13 protein-coding genes and 1 pseudogene are annotated in these 15,715 nt (G+C 61.5%); 4 read left to right on the forward strand and 10 right to left on the reverse strand.

The features are described 5' to 3' along the window. Positions 1-213: 213 nt before the first annotated feature. Positions 214-1,008: a competence protein CoiA gene (locus FZF13_RS01225; RefSeq protein ID WP_065996863.1), complete on the reverse strand. Its 795-nt coding sequence runs from the start codon at positions 1,006-1,008 to the stop codon at positions 214-216. Positions 1,009-1,019: 11 nt separating this feature from the next. Here FZF13_RS01225 and FZF13_RS01230 point away from each other — a divergent pair, with 11 nt between their 5' ends. Continuing rightward, on the forward strand, positions 1,020-1,262 hold the full coding sequence (locus FZF13_RS01230; RefSeq protein ID WP_139116435.1) for a hypothetical protein: 243 nt from the start codon (positions 1,020-1,022) through the stop codon (positions 1,260-1,262). Between the two features lie 48 nt (positions 1,263-1,310). Here FZF13_RS01230 and FZF13_RS01235 read toward each other — a convergent pair whose 3' ends face one another. From FZF13_RS01235 to FZF13_RS28760, 5 genes and pseudogenes are all read right to left on the reverse strand, one after another. Continuing rightward, entirely contained in the window at positions 1,311-6,407 is a 5,097-nt protein-coding gene (locus FZF13_RS01235) for a lactate dehydrogenase (protein ID WP_065996861.1), read from the reverse strand. A gap of 84 nt (positions 6,408-6,491) precedes the next feature. Beyond that, positions 6,492-6,890: a DUF3085 domain-containing protein gene (locus FZF13_RS01240; protein WP_065996860.1), complete on the reverse strand. Its 399-nt coding sequence runs from the start codon at positions 6,888-6,890 to the stop codon at positions 6,492-6,494. A gap of 11 nt (positions 6,891-6,901) precedes the next feature. Then, positions 6,902-7,504: a DUF1419 domain-containing protein gene (locus FZF13_RS01245; protein WP_065996859.1), complete on the reverse strand. Its 603-nt coding sequence runs from the start codon at positions 7,502-7,504 to the stop codon at positions 6,902-6,904. Between the two features lie 72 nt (positions 7,505-7,576). Continuing rightward, positions 7,577-8,602 carry a DUF3991 and toprim domain-containing protein gene (locus FZF13_RS01250; RefSeq protein WP_083237636.1) on the reverse strand — a complete coding sequence of 342 codons (1,026 nt, stop codon included), beginning with the start codon at positions 8,600-8,602 and terminating at the stop codon, positions 7,577-7,579. A gap of 328 nt (positions 8,603-8,930) precedes the next feature. Then, positions 8,931-9,064: pseudogene (locus FZF13_RS28760) on the reverse strand (UvrD-helicase domain-containing protein); the annotation flags it as partial. Between the two features lie 255 nt (positions 9,065-9,319). Here FZF13_RS28760 and FZF13_RS01255 point away from each other — a divergent pair. Further along, positions 9,320-9,658, forward strand: coding sequence for a helix-turn-helix transcriptional regulator (locus tag FZF13_RS01255; protein WP_083237635.1), 339 nt, complete (start codon positions 9,320-9,322; stop codon positions 9,656-9,658). Between the two features lie 81 nt (positions 9,659-9,739). Here FZF13_RS01255 and FZF13_RS01260 read toward each other — a convergent pair whose 3' ends face one another. Both FZF13_RS01260 and FZF13_RS01265 read right to left on the reverse strand, forming a co-directional pair. Next, a complete protein-coding gene (locus tag FZF13_RS01260) occupies positions 9,740-10,765 on the reverse strand; it encodes an alpha/beta fold hydrolase (RefSeq protein WP_065996854.1) in 1,026 nt (341 codons plus the stop codon). Next, positions 10,755-12,368 carry an RcgA family putative transporter gene (locus FZF13_RS01265; RefSeq protein ID WP_065996852.1) on the reverse strand — a complete coding sequence of 538 codons (1,614 nt, stop codon included), beginning with the start codon at positions 12,366-12,368 and terminating at the stop codon, positions 10,755-10,757. The genes FZF13_RS01260 and FZF13_RS01265 overlap by 11 nt, the downstream gene beginning before the upstream one ends. A 178-nt stretch (positions 12,369-12,546) precedes the next feature. On the opposite strand from FZF13_RS01265, the gene FZF13_RS01270 reads away from it, so the two are divergent. Beyond that, positions 12,547-12,876: a hypothetical protein gene (locus tag FZF13_RS01270; protein WP_139116434.1), complete on the forward strand. Its 330-nt coding sequence runs from the start codon at positions 12,547-12,549 to the stop codon at positions 12,874-12,876. A gap of 25 nt (positions 12,877-12,901) precedes the next feature. Here the strand turns inward: FZF13_RS01270 and FZF13_RS01275 are convergent, their stop codons facing one another. Together FZF13_RS01275 and FZF13_RS29235 are read right to left on the reverse strand one after the other, a co-directional pair. Then, a complete protein-coding gene (locus tag FZF13_RS01275; RefSeq protein WP_065996850.1) occupies positions 12,902-14,272 on the reverse strand; it encodes a hypothetical protein in 1,371 nt (456 codons plus the stop codon). A 580-nt stretch (positions 14,273-14,852) separates the two neighbouring features. Continuing rightward, positions 14,853-15,179, reverse strand: coding sequence for a hypothetical protein (locus tag FZF13_RS29235; protein WP_065996849.1), 327 nt, complete (start codon positions 15,177-15,179; stop codon positions 14,853-14,855). Positions 15,180-15,505: 326 nt separating this feature from the next. Between FZF13_RS29235 and FZF13_RS01285 the strand changes: the two genes are divergently transcribed. Next, entirely contained in the window at positions 15,506-15,706 is a 201-nt protein-coding gene (locus FZF13_RS01285; RefSeq protein WP_065996848.1) for a hypothetical protein, read from the forward strand. Positions 15,707-15,715 lie beyond the last annotated feature (9 nt).

Consider the following 15,715-nt stretch of genomic DNA (forward strand, 5'->3'; position numbering starts at 1 on the left):
TGCCGAAGACCCCTTCCGGCCCGCGGAGCGGACGGGCCGGTGCAACTGCGGCCGAGCATCCCTGCCCGGCCGGCCAAGCGGGGCTTACAGCCCAGCGCAGGGCGCCGAGCCGGGATCGCGAGCGGCGCGGTTGAGCGCCAGCGTCGGCGGCCCGCCCGATCTGCGAGCGGCTTTTCCCCTCCCCTTCCTCGCCTTTTCTCCTTTGCGACGGTGCTAGAAACGCGGTGTGCGGCGGCGACGCCGCCAGACTGGCCGCAGGCGATGCCGACTGGCCCGGATCATCGCTCGGGCGCGCTCGGCGCGAAACCGTGCATCGAGGGCAGCGACGATCTTCCTGGCGGGCAGGATTTCGGAACGGGTGCGGGTTGCAAGCACAAGGCGTTGCCGGTCCATGGCGACGACCACGGCGCGACCTGCAGCCCGTCCGGGCAGGAGCCCCCACAAAAAGCGATGCTCGACGTCAGAGTTCGGGTGAAGTTGAGCTATGCCGGCGAAGTCGAAGAATACCGGCACGGTGCTATCGAGCCAGTCCCGAGGAAAGTACTCATCGGGAAACGGCGTCGTGAACAGTCCCCGCCACGGAGTGGTCCCGAATGCGCGCCGGTGGTCCGCGAATCTCGGCAGATCGCGCTTCAGGCGTGTTCCATCGACGATCCAAATCATGTTGCCATAGAAGGCTTCGCGCGATTGCCGCTCGACTGGCGAGATGTGCGAATGCTGGAATTCGAGCACGAGACCAGCGTTGGTCCGCACGTCGGCGATGTGCTTCTGGCCTCCTTCGATGACGATAACCTCCTGCCATGACGTGTGGTACTGCTGCTTCCAGCTGCGATGCCACGCTGTCTCGGGCTCCCACCAGGGATCGCAGGAGCGAACGCCCTTGTGTGCCCAGTGGTGAATCCTTTGGCTTCCGCATTTCGCGATCATTGTCTGACCGCAGCCGCAATATATTCCTGAAAGGCCTGGCGCTGCCTCGCGCCTGTGATTGTCGATGAGTGCGTACCGCATGGATTCTCCATATGCGTTGCGGCAACCGCCAGATCGGCGGCAGCCTGATTTTGGTTATTGATGGAAATCTTAGGCAGCGCGGCCAGCGCAGGCTGGTGCGGTTTCTTCTTATCTTCGACGTTACGGAGAACCGTCGCCGGTTATCGGGATGGCTCGAAATAGGTGTCCGGCGCCATCCTTTGCTCGGACAGAGCGAACCTATCGAATACTGCCCGGCGGTCAAGCAGCGTTGCGATAGTCGCGCATTAACGTAGACATGGAAATGGCCGGTCGCGCGAGACGCGACCGGCCATCATGAGCGATCATGCAGCAACTGCGGCAGACTGATGGATACCATCTATGTCCTTCGCCAGCGCCGCCTCGACTTCGGCAAGCTGCCGGCGCTTTTCCGCCAGCTCGCCGGCGAACGCAAACTCACCGCCGTTGCCATGGGCCTCGTAGGAGGCGAGTCGGCGCCGCGCATCGGCCAGGTGCTGGCGATAGCGCTCCTGCTCGTTCTCGAAACCGCCGATCGCGTGCTCGAGGCGCGAAACCGCTCCGAGCGGCGTCACCGTGATCGGCAACTCGATCTCATCCTGGACCCCTGTGCGCAGCAGCAAGGTCGCGTAGCGATATCCATCCCTGCCGGTCCGCTCGCCGGCATATTCGAGATCGAACCCGCCGATCGAGGCTATCACCCTCTCGCCTTCCTGCTGGCGCTGCACCAGAGTCAGGATCTCCTTCATAAGCGCCCGGCCCGCGTCCTTGCGCTCGGGATAGGACTTGCCGCGGACGCTCATAGCGAAAGCGTCGCCACCAGTCGGGACAAGACGCCCGATGTCCTGCCCGACCTCGGCAACGCGGCGCGTGCAGCGTTCGATTTCGCGCTCGGCATCGCGCAGCTGCCGGCGAACGGCGTGCTGGTCGTCGATATGGGCGGCGCGCAGACGCTCCAGCCGGGCGATGTCGGTCTCGAGCCCGGCCTTCTGCATCAGGCGCTGGTCGCCGCTGGCGACGGCCTTGGCCATGGCGAACTGGTTCGCCTGTCCTTCGCCCAAATCCTCCAGCTTACGGATCGACATGTCGCCGGAGAGTGCCGCAGCGATAAACCGGGCCTTGCGCTCGTTGTTTTGCCACATGGTGGCATCGAGGCTCCCTTCCGTGGCATAGGCGAAGATATCGACCTCCTGGTTCTGATTGCCCTGTCGGGCAATGCGGCCTTCCCGCTGCTCGATCTGCGACGGCAGCCAGGGGACGTCGAGATGGTGCAGTGCCTTCAGCCGAAGCTGTGCGTTGACTCCAGTGCCCATGGTTTCGGAGGATCCAATCAGGAACCGCACCTTGCCGGCGCGCGTGTCGCCGAACAGCCGCTGCTTCGCCTCCGACTTCTTGTAGTCCTGCATGAAGGCGATCTCGGAGGCCGGCACGCCGAGGCGAATCAGCTCGTCGCGGATCCAGCGATAGGCCGAGAAACCTCGCGTCTTCTCCACGCTGATCGTGCCGAGATCGGAGAAGATCATCTGCGCAGCGCCCGGAAGCTCGTAGGGCTTGCCGTCGGCACGAACGTAGGTGTCCTCCGCTGTCTCCCGCCAAATGCGGAAGGCGTTGGCGACCAGCCTGTTCAGCTTGTTTTCGGGCTCGTTGTCGTTGTCGGGATCGACAAGGCGCAGGTCGATCGCGGCGTGCCGGCCGTCGGTGATGACGGAGAGCAGGATGTCGTCGCCGGGCTGCGGCGGACGATTGCGATCCTCGATCGCCTTGATGCGCGCCGCCAAAACCAACTGGTAGTTCTTGAAATCTTGCGTCGGCTTCGACGTCACGATCTGGCGCTTACCGGTCGAGATTGCAGGGACCTTCACGTATTGGCGCAAGTCCTCCGGCATCACCACGTCCGCGAAGGACCGGAACATGGCGATCAGCTCGGGCACGTTGACGAAGCTGGCGAAGCGCGAGACGGGCTTGTATTTGCCCGACGGCTGTAGCTCCAGTTCCGTCACCGTTTCGCCGAAGGTCGACGCCCAGGCGTCGAACTCGTGCAAGCCACGCACCATCAGCGCGGCAAAGTCCATAAGCCGCTGCACCGTGAACATCTCGCCGAGCGTATTTGTGATGGGCGTGCCGGAGGCGAGCACGAGCGCCCGGCCGGGGTTCTTTGTTTCGATGAAACGGGACTTCACATAGAGGTCCCAGGCGCGCTGCGAGCCGTTCGGGTCGACACCCTTCAACGTGCTCATGTTGGTGGCGAAGGAGAGCTTTCTGAACTCCTGCGCCTCGTCGACGATGATCTGATCTACGCCGATCTCCGCGATGGTCAGGAGATCGTCCTTGGGCGTGGCAAGCGACTCCAGACGCTCCTGCAGGCCCTCCTTCAAGCGCTCAAGACGCTTGCGCGAGACCCGGTCCTCGTCATCGACGTCGAGAAGAAGCTTCTCGTAAAGCTCCAGCTCGTCCTGAATCATCTGCTGCTCGAAGACGGCCGGCACGCCGATGAACCGGAACGCCGAATGCGTGATGATGATCGCGTCCCAGTTCGCCGTGGCCGCACGCGACAGGAACCGGGCGCGCTTCTCCTTGGTGAAATTGGTCTCGTCGGCAACGAGGATCCGCGCCATCGGATAGAGCGCCAGGAATTCGCGTGCGACCTGAGCGAGGCAATGGCCGGGCACGGTCACCATCGCCTTGTTGATGAGGCCGAGCCGTCGCTGCTCCATGATGGCGGCGGAATAGGTCATCGTCTTGCCGGCGCCGACGGCGTGGGCGAGATATGTCGAGCCCGAAGCGATGATCCTCCAGATGCCGCGCTTCTGGTGCGGATAGAGCGTGAACGCTCCGCTGGCGCCCGGCAGTTGAAGGTGCGAACCGTCAAACTTGCGTGGCGCGATATTGTTGAAGCGGTCGTTGTAGACGCGCGCCAGCCGGTCGGTCCGATCCGCGTCGGACCATATCCAGCGCTGGAAGGCGTCCTTGATCTTCTGGAGTTTTTCCTTCGCCCCCTCGGTGTCGACCACGTTGAGGACGCGGCGCTCCTTGCCGTTCTCCTGGACCGTGTCGAAGATCTGCGGCACGCGGCTGTTGAGCGCATCGGTCAGCAACTCGCCGGCGTGCCGGCGATTGGTACCCCACTCGGACGTGCCGGCCGCGAGATAGGCGAGCTGACCGGCCCGTACCGTCCACGACGCCAGTTCCGGCATGTGGTGGATCTTGATGTCGGCGCCCATCGTCTCCTTGACAAAGGCGACGACGTCGGCGGCAGGAATCCACGGTGCGCCAAGACGGGCGGTGATGTCGGAGGGCCGAAGATCGACCGGCTGCACGGCCTGAAGGGCCGCAACGTTGCGTTCGTAGGCGGGATCGAGCGCGGCGGCCGCCTCCGCCGCCTGCAGCTTGTCACGGACAGGCCCGGACAGATAGGCATCGGCCATCTGCCACGAGCCCTCGGCGGGGTCGCGGAAAATGGCGCTGCCCAGTTCTGCCACGACGTCGTCCGGATCGCGGTGCAGAAGCTCCGCGATATGGTCGAGGTCGACGCGGCCGCGTTCGTTCAGCACGACAACCAGCGCATCGGCCGCACTTGCGATCACCGGCGGGGCCGGCGGCGAGATCACGCGCTCGGAGAAGATCGGTCCGGGCCTCGCCGTATCGTTCTCTAGATCGTAGTCTTCTATTGCAGCTACGAGCCAGCAATCGGGATCGTCGAGGAACGGCGCGAGGTTGGGGCGGCGGTGCGTCTCGCGCACCTCGCCGGTCTCGTCATCTTCAGCGATCGAGACGGTGGTGTGGTTGATCGGGCCGAAATCGCGCACGAAGCTCGACCAGGCGATGCGCAACTTGACCTGAAGCTCTTTCCAGGGCTGGTCGAGCTCCTGGGCCTTCAGCACCTCGCGCACGGCATTGCGAACGGGGATCAGCTTCTGGACGATGCGGACATGCTTCTCCGGCATGCCCTCGGCGCTGCGACCCTTGCGAACCTTCACAGCAGCAGGTTCGCCGTCGATGAACTGCATCAGGCCCTTGGCATTGTCGACGAAGAAGCTGCCCTCACGGACATGGCGTTCGGTAGGAAGATCGATCGGCGCGTTGTCGACCGCATCCTCCAGACCGAAATCGATCTCGGTGGGCTCGCCGTCATAGCGGTGTTCCGGGAGCAGGGAGATGGCCACGTCGAGCGCGGCCGCCAGGTCCTCGCCCTTCCGCGGCAGGCATGTGTAGGTCTCGCCGAACGGACCCGAGGTCAGTGCGTGCGTGCCAAGCACGAAATCCGGATGGCGGGCGAACCAACGGTTGGTCCGGATCGCGCCCTCGTCCTCTGTCGCCGGCCGGACCTCCTCGACGTCGAGCCAGGACTGGTTGCCTTCCGGCTCGCCGATCTTGCGCTTGCGGAAGAAGAGGATGTCGACGACCACGTCCGTGCCGGCGTCGGCGCGGAAACTACCCTCGGGCAGGCGAATGGCGGCGATCAGGTCGGCCGACTTCGCGATATGCTCGCGCGCCGCACAATCTGCCTTGTCCATGGTTCCGGAGCTGGTGACGAAGGCGGCAAACGCTCCCGGCTTCAACAGGTCTATCGCTCGCGCGATGAAATAGTCGTGCAGACGAAGACCGAGTGAGCGGTATGCCCGGTCCGACCGCACGGTGCGGTCGGAGAAGGGTGGATTGCCGATGGCGAGGTCGAAGCTCGTCGGCAGCTCGGTACGAGCGAAATCACCAGTGAGGACCCTTGCCCACGGCTGTAACAGACGGGCGATGCGCGCTGTGACGGGATCGAGTTCGATGCCGGTGACGTGGGAGACATCGCGCAGGCCTTCGGGCATCAGCGCCGCGAACAGTCCCGTGCCGATTCCCGGCTCCAGCACGCGACCGCCCCGCCATCCCATACGCTGGAGGCCGGACCAGATCGCCCGCACGATGAACGCGGGCGTGAAATGGGCATATTGCGTGCAGCGCGCGAGCGAAGCGTAGTCGGTCTCGCCGACGGCGTCCTCAAGCGCCGAGCCGATCTCGTCCCAGCCCTTGCGGAACTCGATCTCGCCGGGTCGCCGGAAGACGTGGTTCGCAAGGTCGGATGCGCCGAAGCCGATAAAGCGGATCAGCGTCTCCTGCTCCTCACGCGTGGCAGGCCGCTCGGCCGCCTCGATCTCGGCGGCAAGGCGGATAGCGGCGATATTGTCTCGAGCCCGCTCCTTCCAGCCACGCGCCAGCCCGCGATCTCCGCCAAGATAGAAGTTCGATCCACGGGACCGGGAGACTGACGGCTCCGGCTTCGCGGCTTTCGGTTCCGGCACAGCCGGCGCCGGTGTCGAGGGATCGGGATCGTCGTCGGGATCGAAGTCGCCCGCGAAGGCGGTGACGCCAAGCCCGAGGCCGGACGATAGCGCGGTGTTGCCGAAGAGGTCGATGGTGAAAGGATCGTCATTAGACATCGGGATTTCTCCTGTGATGAAGGCGCACGCGATCGACCGGCCAGGCAGGCTGGCCGCTCGATGGTTGCCGCGGTTGAAGGGGAATCAGCGAGTAATCAGCGAGAACACGATTTCGTCCTCGGTGAGATCCATGTTGATATGCGTGGCGCGACGATTGCGGTCGAAGAGCGGGATCAGCTGTTCGGCTGCGATGAATTCGACGCCGTCATCGCCGCCGAAATGGCGACGCTTGTAGTGCCACCAGTCGCGGTTGCCGACCGGGTGGCATTGCTCGGAATAGAGGACGAGGGCACGCTCGCCCTCGGCGAGCTTGCCATTGGACATGATGTAGACGCCCTCGTCGCCTACCAGCCAGAGACCGGGTTTCTCGCCTTCGCCGGGCCTGGTTCCGTAGTATGGATTGCGAAAACCGCCGTTGGCCTTGGCGTCGGCAATGCCGCGTTCGATGACCTTGCGAACCGCAAGGATGGGGAATGTGAACATCGTCCCCTCCATCACGCTGCAATCGCGTGAGGGAGGTGGCGCAGATGCACCGGCAGCTTGGACGCGACCTCGTCATCCGTGAGTTGGTCTAGCAGTTTGAAGGGATGGGCTTGACCAGAGAGATAGACGATGACGACGCGCTTCCCTCGCAGGGTGATCGGAAAGCGCCAGTCTGCGTAGCCGCGATAGTCGTCGTGAGTGCTCGACCAGATGTGCTCGATGCGCTCCTCGCGCGTCATCGCCCGAACCGGCCGCGACTCGCGCTCGACGATGATATCGCGCATCAGGTCGGGCGAGCGCCTGTCGTTCAGGTCGCAATAGCCGTGGAAATACCGGATGCGGTCATCGACCCTCAACGTGAAGAAGACGCTCGTCACATTGCCGGTCAGGAACTCCCGCATCGCGAACATGCCGTAGCGCATCCAGAGCGGCGGCAGGAGCTCGAACATGTAGTTGTGATCGGCCTGCGAAACCTCGAACCACTCGCCCCGGTAAAGGGGGGCTGCGTCATCCTCGAAGCGGCTCGGTCGCTGTGCATGGCGATCGAACATGCGGAACATCTGCCGGCGATCGGCGATGCCCTGATAGATCTTGCGGATCGGAGAAGAGGTCATGTGCGGGCTCCTTTGGCCTCGTCGGGCCGGAGCGCGGCTCATCCTCTCTGGATGTCCATCCTCTTCGGCCCTTCAGACCCCTCCCCCGCGGCCGCCTCTCCGCCCGGCCGGGTGAAGGGCCGGCGCAGCCGGGCGAAGCTTTACCCTTGACGCGGCCGGCGGGCATGCGGCAGCCGAGTTTCCTCTCCTCCTTTCTTCTTCACCCTCCACCCTCGCCTTCAGGTCGGCGTTCCAGTCGACAATGCGTGGCCGAAGACGGACGAAGCCGCATCCCATCTTCATCGACGCATCTTCCAGGCGGTCTGCATATCGGTCCCCTTGGGCGTTGTCGTCGGTGGCGGCGACCAAGAGCGTGTTGTCACGCGCCGCGAGCCTGCGGATTGCTTCGTCGGTTGCCGGCGACCAGCCGCCGCCGGTGCTGAGATACAGGCTGTCTGCGCGCTCGTATTCGAGCGCGGCGAGGCTCATGGCGTCGATGGCCGCTTCGGTAACGCAAAGACGAAGGGCGTGGACCGGGCCGAACTGGAAGAGGACCTTCGCGCCTCCTGTCGAGAAGCCGCGCCACTCGGGGCCGCGCTCCTCCCAGCCTGTGATGCGTCCACAGCAATCCCGGTGTGCCGCCCACATGCTGCCGCGCGGACCCTCGCGGAGCACGTCATTTCGGATTGCGGTGCGGATGATGGCATCGGGCAGGACCCGTTCGCCGTGAAGATAGCACCAGGTCATCGATCCGGGCCACGGCTTGCGGCGCCTCGTCCATCGGTCGGGAATCGGGGCGGCCGGCTCTATCTTGCGCAGTGGTCGCGACCAATCCGGATCCTGGGGGACAAAGCCGATAAGCGAAGCGACGCGTTCTAGAACTTCAACGAAGGGAACGCGGTCGAGATGTTCGACCAGGCTGAAAACATCGCCCTTGGCGTCCGACAGCGGATCGAACCATCCCCGGCCCCCGTGGATCACTATGACGATCTCGCGGTCGCGGCGGTATTTGACGGCTCTGCGCGTGCTTTCCTTCAAGTCGATGGCGAAACCAGCCTTTTCCAGCACGGCCGCGCACGGCACCTGGTCACGCAATTCTATCAGTTCATTCTTTTCCATAGCTTTGCCGGCCCGCACTTGCGGCCGCCTTTCCTTCTTTTCCTTTCCCCGCACCTCGCGGAGCCCCTTCCGGACGCCGCGAAGAGCAAAGGGGGCAAGGGCGCGGCTGGCACCAGCTGAGGAGAGTATGAGCGCGCACCGGCCGATCCGTGCCAGCCGCGGCGCAGCTTCCCTTGCCGCCGCAGCTCGCAAGCGGCACCGCCGGAAGGAAAAGGGCCGCCTCAATGAGCCGGCCCGCCGTCGAAGCGATTCCCTCCGCGAGGGTCTTGACCTCGTCGACATCGATCTCCGCGCTCGGCAGGATGCCGAACTCGGTGTCCGTCTGGTCGCCAAGCACCTTGGCAGCGATACGCTCGACACGGCGCGTCATCTCGAGGCGGCCCGGCGTGAGAGGGTCATGAGCAGGCTGCGTCGGGGATCGGCACCCTTCACGATCAGGTGCGCAACACGGTGCGCCAGCGTAGGCGGGGCTTGCCCACCGCGATAGGGGCAGTCCAAATGTAACCCGAGGGCGTCCGTGAAACTGGCACTATTCGGCCCGAACTCTTGCGAGCGCCATCGCGAGCGCGTGTCACGTCTTGGTTGGCAAAACCTCTATTTTCACCGACTTCGAACGACCAGAAGACGCGTTTCCACTTTGGGGATTTGTCTCCAAAGGACTTACATCGAATAGCGGTTCGAGGCATAACGCCCAGGGATACTAGAAGGTGAGTTTTGATGCCGCAGCATCCAAAAGCTGGAAAGCACGCGGCCGGATTGGCGCCGGATTGGGACGATGCCGAGCGTCTGCACAAGCGTTTGAGCAATGCGCTTATCCGGATTCGCGATGTATACGGCCTGACCAGCAAGGAAATGGCAGAACGTCTTGATGTGACCGAAAGCTATATGTCCCAGGTATTCAATGGACGCCGTGACGTTCGTCTGTCGATGCTGAACCGGATTTCGAAGGCGTTCGACATTGAAGCATTCGAACTGCTGGAAGATAAATGGGGCGAGGCGAAGTTGCGGCGGCGGCGAAGGAAAACGACCCGGCCACGCACAGCCGCTACCGAATAGGGGCACAGTCTTTGTATGTCGCCGCATGTGAACAGCACGGAGACCCGAGACCTTGCTGATGATCCGAGCAGCTTACGCCGGTCATCTTAGCGGGGTCGGCCGATCAGTTCTCGAAAGAAACCGCTTCAGGCTTAAACCCGCCAACAAAACGTAGGGCGGCATTGCCAGCGAATAGTGGCCGCAGTTCAACTCAAGAACGTTGGGTCTGGCGCCGGTGTCCTTCAGCTTCCGCATGAAGCTTGCCGACAGTTCCGGCAAAACCACCTTGTCTCTCTTGGCCAATACGACGTGCAGGGCAAGATCCGTCCGTGCCAGACGATGAACATAGTTCTCCAGATTAAGCGGACCCCATGCCCGCCTGAGATCAGTCAGATCGATCTCAGGTTCAAGGCTATGGCGTATCGCTCGCGTTGCGCGACCTGTCCAAACCATATCGGCCAGGCTTCCCGCCGTCAGAAACAACGAAGCTCTCGACACGGCCAGGTCATGCGCCGCGACCAATCCAGCGACCCAGGAACCCAGGCTCATACCGAGAACTGAAATGTCCCTATAGCCTTCGCGCTTCAACCAGCGAATGAGCTTTCGGCCGTCCAATACGGCCTGCCTCATGGATTGGATCGTTCGACCAAGGTTGGCGCTGAGCATATAGTCCGCATGCGAGGAATCGAGACGGCTGCGCTGGAAATGATAGGGCATTGCGAGCTCGACAACCGTGATGCCGCGTTTGGAGAAAAAGCTGGCAATCTGGCGATTCCAGGAGCTCGCATTCCAATGATGAAAAATCACCAACGCCTGATCGCACGATCCGCTGTCGGTGATTTTTGCCCAGACCACATCGTTTTCTTCGACGTCAGTCGAAATGTCCGATGGAAATTTGAGCCATTCGCCCTGTCTTTCAAAACCCTGGCCGTTGCCGCCCGTCTCATTGAAAAAGGCTGGGTCGGCCACGGCTTGGTCGGCCAGGACACAAAACTCCTCGATAGTTCCTGCCTGCTTTTCGCCTGGGAAGGCGCGATCGGCGTCGAGGATGAAAGCGGTTGCCTTCTTCCCTTCCTCACCGCGACGTGCCCGCCGTTCGTCCCAGCGATCAAGCCATCTATGATACACTTTGATCGTTTCCCAACTTACTCGCGCTCCCTTGGCCGAACCCCGGGTCGACCAGGCCGTATGTTGCGAGCAGCACTCCAACGCCGAGGAGGATCGAGAAGCCTGAAAATGTATCGAGCAACAAGTAGCTGGCAACGAGCAGTGTCACGACCGCCGACATCTTCCACAAAGGGACTTGGGATTGACGTCCGACGCCCAAACGGATCGCGCCATGCAGAAAAACGACACAGGCCGAAATTGCGATGAGAAGACTGCTGAAATGCGTCGGCAATCTATAGCTGAATCTGTTGCCCGCATGAGCGCGCTCATACACGGCCGACGATAGATCGCCGACCAACCAGGTTACGATATTCGTTCCGTCGGATGCGAGGTACGAGCTTTGAAGCTTCATGACCGTGGCGATCAGGACGCCCAAAATTGTGCACCGGAACACCCACCGCATCACTCTGAAGCCGGCTTCATCTAGATCTGGATCACGTTGGATGTCCGATCGAAATTTCGATGCCTCGCGAATTTTCCGCAGGTCGTCGATGACCGAATAGAGCAAAATGAGACCAGCGAAGAACAGATAGAAGCACAGGCACATATATACGTAGGCGACCCCTGTGAACGCGATCTCCGTCGGCACCGATATGGCCTCCGGGCGTATGATCGCCAACTTTCCCCAGTCTATAGCATAGTTGCCGCCGCCTTTGATCAACGGGATCAGACACACGCCGATCCACTGGAAAAGTCCGGCGAACAACACACAGATCAGAAAAACCGCCCAGAAAGAATAAGATGACGCGTCTATGACGGCTTCCCAAGTATGGAAGCTTTCACCCAGATTGCCGGATCCTACAAGCTTTGGTCGCTCTTCGTATTTCCACGAGGTCACGAGTTCAGACACGAAGGCCAGGAAGAGAGGCAGGAACACCATGAACACGAACGTCCAGTTCGCGGCCCACAGGAATCCAACTTGCTTAACGATGCCGTCCGCACGCGCATATTTCACGTTGTGAATGCCGAGCATAAACGACAAAAATCCAAGTGCGGAGATGCCTGCGAACACCGAGGCTGGCAGATTCAAGGGGGAGCCGTGGCTAAAAAGCGCTTCCGATCTCCTCGCTAGACTAAGACGTCTGGTCGCTTCCGCTGCGTCCGTATCCCGTGCCAGTTCCGCCCGGGGCTCTGTCGCGGCTGCGGAAGTGCTGAAAGGCGCTGGATTTGGACCCGGGAGCGCATCATCGATTCCCGTTCTCTTCGATTCGCGCCGCTTGGCCGTCAGTCGCGATTGCGCGGCACTGAGCGCCACCTGCCATTCCCCAGTTGCGATTGGATCATCGCACCCGAAAACCCTTGCCAACCAACGAATGTTAGCGGCGCTAATCCCTTTGTCGTTCTCCTGAAACCAAAGCTGTACTGTCCGCAGGTCGACTCCAATCCGGTTGGAATCAATCTGTGAGATCGCCTCGGCAAGAAGTTCGGGCGTCCATGGTCCGGCGGGAAAACCATCTGCGCCCATTGGCCGTCCAGCGCCCGCCGCAGCAAATCGCCTGAACAGCTCTTTGAAATCACTCCCCTCAGGTGGCGATGGGAGAAAATATTTTCCGTTTTTTATCAAACTCTTACAGGCGATGGGTTCGTATCGCTTCGCTTGTCTTCGTATCGTATCGTGCCCTCGTCCCCAATCAAAGTTTCTATCAGTTCGATTTTGCCCTGCATAGGAGCGGACCAGGGCGATCGGCAGGAGAGAGCAGGGCGTCGGGGGCCAAACACGCTGTGACCGAAGGACGCCAATCATGCGACTCGAAACTACTTGCCCGAATTCATCAGAGAATGCAGATGGAGGCGTTTTCGCAGCAATATCCGTCCATCGCCGCAAAATGCGTGACCTGGTGAATTTTACTCGCGACTGCGACAACAATTTCCACACCGACCAATTCTCCGCGAGACAAATGGAACGTTTGTCGCGAGACGAGCAACTGGCTTTGAGCGCAGTCGCAGAGATGGCCGTCGCGTCAGCCGACGATCGTCGGGCAAAGGCGGTGTATCTGGCCGAACTGATCGACGCTGATCCTGAGTGCATGAGGCCCGATGATCTTGTGGCCGCATTGCTGTCGTTGGCGTGAACATGGCAACGTCTCTCGGGCCAGTTCAGCCGTTGACGAAACGAAGTCGCCTATGCGCCGCGTGGGCCAGCACCCATCGCTGCAGGTCCTCGCCGAGGGCTTGTGCGTTGGCCGGCCGGATGTCAACGGGATGGATCTCATAAGTCGGGCCGATTTCCTTCATCCGCGGCAATGTCCTTGCCTTGGCGGCGCGATATTGTTCGGTGTCCATGCCCATGGCTTCGATGACAAGGTGCATCGGCCGGTGGTCCGCAAACACTGTTTCAAGCACGAAATCCGGTCGGCATAAGCCTTTCGGGGTCGCGATGGCGAACAGCGGCCTTCTAATTGTGATCCGCAGTCGCGGCGCAGCTTCAAAAAGCGATGTCTGCAGCCAGATCAGCAAATTCGTTACGTCGCGTTCGAATCCCGATTCGACAGGGTAAAGCGTCTCGCCATTGAACACGGGCTGCGCATAGGCCTGCACGGCACGTAGATCGCCATCGTCATCATCGCCGAAGTCAGCGTTTGCGATCACGAGATACGGCCCGCGGTGTCGGGGATCCCCGCGCAGCGGCTGCCGCACCCGAGATAGGACCTCGATCGGCGTCGACGTCGCGGCGGGATAGATAGACGTTTGGGTGACGCTCGTCGAAAACAGGATCATGAAACCGGTCCGACGCTGGTTCGGCGCCCAATCCGGCCGTGACTTGCGCAGCAAACGCTGAAACCGCGAGTTCTTGTCGCCGTAGTCACCAGCCCAGATCGTCGACAAGGCCCCGAAGCGCCAGGTACGTGTGACGCGCATTTTAGCGCCGGCGTTGCGCAGGGCCTCGAGCTGACTTTTCAGTTGGTATTGCGGGGGCCAATCCTGAAGCGGCCTGAGAACATTGATGCCGGCGCTGTCCATAAGCCTCCAAAGCACAATAGAAAGCCTGGAAGGGCGGTCGTTTCGTTCGCGGTCAGGATCGGGCGGATTAGGATCTGGATCCGCGAGTTGAGTCGGAATAGCCGGGAGCGCATCGACATAGGTGGTCTCGCGGCGCGGCACCGGCCGCAGATTGAAGGCGCGATCGTGAGCAGGCGGGTCGAAGGCTCGATCGACATGGAACGGGCAATCGTCAGCATGGTTCGGCCGATCTATGCGAGTATGGGGATCTCCGTCGGCCGGGGAGAGCCGGCGCAAGGTAAACGTCCGTTCCTGTTGCTGGGGGGCGAGCAGTGGCTTATGCGCACCGCCGATGCAATCGCATTCAATCCAGCCGTCGCGGAGCTTCGCCTGGCGAATGACTGCGAGGGCGATTGCGTCCTGCTCGCTGGATGACGAATGCGCGTACCATGACCGCAAGGCCTCGGCTTCCTCCGTGGAAATCACGTCGACGGGGTAGTCAGGCCTACCTCTGAGGACGATCCTCATGGCGGATCAACATAGCTGAGCTGAGCAACCGCTGCACGTGTCGGCTGAGGCGATGTGCCCCACGGGTTACGCCCGTGCGCCAAGAACGCCTGTATAGCGCACAAGTTACCCTGCGGGCTTACAGACGGTCGCGCTTTGAACTGTCTTTCTTGCCGCAAGCGGTTCTCCCGAGCGATGCCTGGGCTGGCCTACGGGAACGAAAATTCGCTTTCCGCTGACCACGCCAACGTAACGTTCTTGATCTCTAAAATGATACTCTCGTATAATTTGGTCCACGTCCAGTATGTCCCTGCCCCTCCGAGAAAGGGCAGGCTTGCGTGATCTGGCTTGCTCATTCCGGTACCGCGGTCGACTACTATCCCGGCCCGAGACGCCTGGTGAGTTCTTCAAGGGATTCGAGTGGACGACAGACAATCGTCCCCCCTTTGACCTTGCCTTTAAGTGCAATCGTCACATTCATACCAATTGCATCGGCAAGCCGCTATTCCAGCAAGAGCAAGTCGGCATCGTTCTCCGAAGCAGCTGGACGCGATACCGATGGCCTCTCGACCGCAGGCGTCCGCGCGAGGGCTTCTGCCTGTCACACGGACAGACCGTTCTCGACGATGTGACGCGCAACCTCAGCGGGGTCATAGGAGGTAACCAGCGTGCGGGCGCGCCCTGCGGACAAGGCCCCGCTGACCAACATATCGTGAACCACGTCCGGTAGCTTCAGAAGTTTCAAGGTGTTGGTGACGTGGCTCCACCTTCTGCGGATGACTTGCGCCCGGGCCAGCGTGTCAAGCGAAGCCAATGCGGCTCCGGCCTGGAAAGCGGCGTCGCTCGGCCCACCGCCGGCGGCCAGCACCCAGGAGGAGACGGTCGGCGGCACGGACGGAGTGGTGGTTGCGCGATCGAGAAGAATCATGGTTTCGAGCGTAAGATGCTGGTGTGCTTTGCGCCATCAATTTCGACCAAAAACGCACAGCTTGTCGACAACTCAAAACGAACGATAATCTTGTGTTCGATGACGCTCTCGGAGTCTCGTGGACTCGACAATTCGAGCCGGGAGATCGGAAATTGTGTCGGCCCCGCACGCGCAGCACCCGCCTCTATTCCAACCGAACAGCCCCCAACCAGCCTGTGGCGTGATAGCTACCATTTAATGCAAAAGCCTTCGTTACGGTTAACGGGTCCTTTCCAAGCCGCTGGCACGAGATCTAGGGTGAGCTGCGGCCGACATGAGGATCAACGATGGCATCGAACTTTGCACACGCGCGCGAACTCCTCGCCAAGGCCAAACTGGAGCTGTCTGGCGATGACGAAACGAGCTGGAAATCGCGCCGCGCGATCGATCTCCTCATCGGCGCCATTATGACCGAGGAATATGCGAGCCCTCGTCCGCCGGCGGAGATCATCTCATTTGAACTAGCGGCCCGGCAACGGCAGGGGTGACTTTTTTGT

The sequence above is a fragment of the Mesorhizobium terrae genome, from assembly GCF_008727715.1.
In the GTDB taxonomy this organism is placed as follows: domain Bacteria; phylum Pseudomonadota; class Alphaproteobacteria; order Rhizobiales; family Rhizobiaceae; genus Mesorhizobium; species Mesorhizobium terrae.

What these genes read in the sequence shown, in the direction of transcription:
- FZF13_RS01225 (WP_065996863.1), bottom strand. Translation starts at nt 1,008, where the DNA reads ATGCGGTACGCACTCATCGACAATCACAGGCGCGAGGCAGCGCCAGGC.
- FZF13_RS01230 (WP_139116435.1), top strand. Translation starts at nt 1,020, where the DNA reads ATGCGTTGCGGCAACCGCCAGATCGGCGGCAGCCTGATTTTGGTTATT.
- FZF13_RS01235 (WP_065996861.1), bottom strand. Translation starts at nt 6,407, where the DNA reads ATGTCTAATGACGATCCTTTCACCATCGACCTCTTCGGCAACACCGCG.
- FZF13_RS01240 (WP_065996860.1), bottom strand. Translation starts at nt 6,890, where the DNA reads ATGTTCACATTCCCCATCCTTGCGGTTCGCAAGGTCATCGAACGCGGC.
- FZF13_RS01245 (WP_065996859.1), bottom strand. Translation starts at nt 7,504, where the DNA reads ATGACCTCTTCTCCGATCCGCAAGATCTATCAGGGCATCGCCGATCGC.
- FZF13_RS01250 (WP_083237636.1), bottom strand. Translation starts at nt 8,602, where the DNA reads ATGGAAAAGAATGAACTGATAGAATTGCGTGACCAGGTGCCGTGCGCG.
- FZF13_RS01255 (WP_083237635.1), top strand. Translation starts at nt 9,320, where the DNA reads ATGCCGCAGCATCCAAAAGCTGGAAAGCACGCGGCCGGATTGGCGCCG.
- FZF13_RS01270 (WP_139116434.1), top strand. Translation starts at nt 12,547, where the DNA reads ATGCGACTCGAAACTACTTGCCCGAATTCATCAGAGAATGCAGATGGA.
- FZF13_RS01275 (WP_065996850.1), bottom strand. Translation starts at nt 14,272, where the DNA reads ATGAGGATCGTCCTCAGAGGTAGGCCTGACTACCCCGTCGACGTGATT.
- FZF13_RS29235 (WP_065996849.1), bottom strand. Translation starts at nt 15,179, where the DNA reads ATGATTCTTCTCGATCGCGCAACCACCACTCCGTCCGTGCCGCCGACC.
- FZF13_RS01285 (WP_065996848.1), top strand. Translation starts at nt 15,506, where the DNA reads ATGGCATCGAACTTTGCACACGCGCGCGAACTCCTCGCCAAGGCCAAA.